Here is a 2,446-nt window from a genome sequence, read left to right as displayed (position 1 = left end):
ATGATGGCAGAGAGGTCACACCCGTTCCCATACCGAACACGGAAGTTAAGCTCTCTAGCGCCGATGGTAGTTGGGACCTTGTCCCTGTGAGAGTAGGACGTCGCCAAGCAAAAACCTAAGTCGTTTCGACTTAGGTTTTTTTGTGTTTATTTTTATTATTTAAAATATAAAGGTAAGAATTACCTTTATAAGAATATAGTCCAGATGTAACAAGAATGTTTGTGATCTTATATAAAAAGGTTATGTGAAAAGTAGCAATCTAGCTCTTTTAACATAACCTTTTGTGTTTTTAAAGGATTTTACATTAGAAAAAATCTATAATTAAGGTAGTTAACATATATTTTTGATGGGTGTGGGGGATTATGAAAGAAATATGCATGTTATTAGTGGCTGTTATATTATGGGGCACAGCCATTGCGCCAACAAAATGGGCGTTAGAATCTATTCAGCCGTTTACTTTGTTGTTTATTCGTCTTTTCTTTGCAGGTGGAATTTGTATGCTATTCTCATTTAAGCAACTACAAAAATCAGTTGTACATAAAAAAGTTCCATGGAAAAGAATGAGTTTGTTAGCTTTTACCGGTGTAGCTGGTTATTTTATGTTTACATCCTACGGTATTTCTCTAACCAGTGGATTACATGTGAGTATTATAGATGCTGCATTACCATTAGTTACAATTCTTTTTTCAGCACTCTTTTTGAAAGAGAAAATTCGATTGAATTATTGGATAGGAATTATATTGGGTGCTATAGGAGTACTCTTTATTACGATTCCATCTAAAAGTGCTAATCAAGAAGTGTCTTTAATAGGAGATATACTGATATTATTAAGTACTTTTCTATTTGCTTTCTACACAGTTTTGCTAAAACGACCAAAACAAGAACAGTATTTATCAAACGAGGTTTTTACAACACTAACTTTAATTATTGGAGCTGTTATTCTCTTACCGTTTGCACTGGTAGAAATTTTTTATTACGGTCTCCCAAAGGTTGAAACTTGGAAAACGGGACTTAGTGTAATATACCTTGTTATTGGAGCAACAATTTTAGCATATTGGTTTTGGAATAAAGCGCTAGAGAGAATTTCAGCATCAGTAAGCGGATTATATTTAAATGCATTACCATTAATAAGTATTGTTACTTCAATTATTCTATTAAATGAATCTCTGACATGGAGAGTAATAACGGGAGCGAGTTTAGTTTTAATCGGAGTAGGATGGGCGGATAAGCAAAAGTTATGTAATCTATTAAAAGGTAACAAGGTGGAGAATAGAGACTGTTAAACAGTATGATTTATATAATTGAAACGTTAAAAAGATACCTCATATATAAGGTATCTTTTTTATTTAGCAAAGATAATAGAATAAAATTAGTATGGATATTCTTTGCTGTATTTATATGTGTCGAAATCATTTTGAAATATTGTTTGGACAAGTTGTATACATTCAGTATCATAAAAGCTTTCAAAAGTTGGATGACGGGGAAATAAAGGATCAGTAATATCGCCTTCGCTAAAATCCCCTTTATAAATCATGGAGGGAGTTTGATGATGCCATGATGTTGAGAACTCATTTATTGGTGCGGTTTTTAATTCGAAACGTTTTTCTAATTCTTTCATTTCCTGATCGAAGTTTTCTAAGTATATATAATTGGTCACATATTCTTCTTCACCAGCTATATATTGTTGTGTGAAATGTGGGTTAATATCACTTGCGTGAGCCCCTTTCATAAATAGATAGTATAGAAATTGTTTAAATGAGATCCCTTTGGGGGAAGTTTTATCTTGATATAAAAACTTTCGGATGGGTTTCCATTCGGGATTTTCCATATAAGGAGGTTCAATTAAGGACACGAAAGAACTGACTGCTCTCCTATAAGGATTACGAACGAGTTTAAAAGTTTCTTTTTGTTTTTCTCGTAAAGCTATTCCTAGTCGTACACTATAGGTAGGTGTACTTTTGTATATATCATATTCATAATTATGAATGAAAGGACTATAGCTTAGAGCGGTTTGTAATAAATCAATCTGGTAAAAGAACCACTTAGCAAGAGAAGTACAACCGCGTTTTTGGCTCCAAAATAGAATGATTGGAAACTTCCTATGATAGTGTGGGCTTCTTGAATGGGAGCTTATGATGTGTAATAAAGAAGGGTTGAACAAGTTCTACACTCCTTTCAGTTATCTTATTGATATGTATGAGAAATAAAAGGGGGTATGAGAGTCTTTTTCATCTTTTAAAAAAAATGAAAGATTAATATTGACTATTATTATATAGAGGTGTAATATAAGACAAGTCGCCGATGACAATAACGTCGCAAGCGACAAATGAAATAAAAAAACTTAGTTGACATTAACTAACGAAGATGTTAACATAAGGAAGTCGCAAATGAGCGACCAAGTAGTTCTTTGAAAACTGAACGAAACAAACAACGTGAAACGTCAATT

The 2,446-nt window shown here is 32.9% G+C and carries 2 protein-coding genes and 1 rRNA gene; 2 read left to right on the top strand and 1 reads right to left on the bottom strand.

The window, feature by feature from the left end; all coding sequences use genetic code 11:
• Together rrf and ACS2CR_RS33930 are read left to right on the top strand one after the other, a co-directional pair.
• Positions 1-109 (top strand): 5S ribosomal RNA (gene rrf, locus ACS2CR_RS33935); the annotation flags it as partial.
• Between the two features lie 253 nt (positions 110-362).
• Positions 363-1,283, top strand: a complete 921-nt coding sequence (locus ACS2CR_RS33930) for a DMT family transporter (protein ID WP_053512337.1) — start codon at positions 363-365, stop codon at positions 1,281-1,283.
• Between the two features lie 86 nt (positions 1,284-1,369).
• Here the strand turns inward: ACS2CR_RS33930 and ACS2CR_RS33925 are convergent, their stop codons facing one another.
• A complete protein-coding gene (locus ACS2CR_RS33925; RefSeq protein ID WP_053512336.1) occupies positions 1,370-2,161 on the bottom strand; it encodes a sulfotransferase family 2 domain-containing protein in 792 nt (263 codons plus the stop codon).
• Between the last annotated feature and the right edge of the window lie 285 nt (positions 2,162-2,446).

Source organism: Bacillus cereus group sp. BceL291, assembly GCF_051776705.1.
GTDB lineage: Bacteria > Bacillota > Bacilli > Bacillales > Bacillaceae_G > Bacillus_A > Bacillus_A cereus.
This window is presented reverse-complemented; position numbering and strand designations above follow the sequence as displayed.